We start from the raw sequence: 223 nt of genomic DNA, 5'->3' as shown, positions 1-223 counted from the left end.
CGAATCATGCCTGCCTATTTGAATGTTGCCTTCACGCGCGAGAAGCTCAATATTTTCCCCTTTCAGCTCAGTTTGACGGGCGGTGATATCTTTGCCCGCACTGAGTGTCAGGTTTTTCTGTGCGGCCAATTTAACCTGGCTGGTATCAATTTCATGACCCGCATTTAACGTTATCGTGTTTGATTTATCGAATAAAAGATCATAGAGATCCAGTTTGTGATCC

The 223-nt window shown here is 44.4% G+C and carries 1 protein-coding gene; it reads right to left on the bottom strand.

Features of this window, described 5'->3' with window-relative positions; all coding sequences use genetic code 11:
• The coding region (locus ACGF49_RS25460; protein WP_387493643.1) for a hypothetical protein at nt 1-223 on the bottom strand (223 nt) is incomplete at both ends.

The sequence above is a fragment of the Photorhabdus sp. RM96S genome, from assembly GCF_042879335.1.
GTDB lineage: Bacteria > Pseudomonadota > Gammaproteobacteria > Enterobacterales > Enterobacteriaceae > Photorhabdus > Photorhabdus kayaii.
The sequence above is the reverse complement of the archived record's forward strand: the minus strand, read 5'-3'. Positions and strand labels throughout refer to the sequence as shown.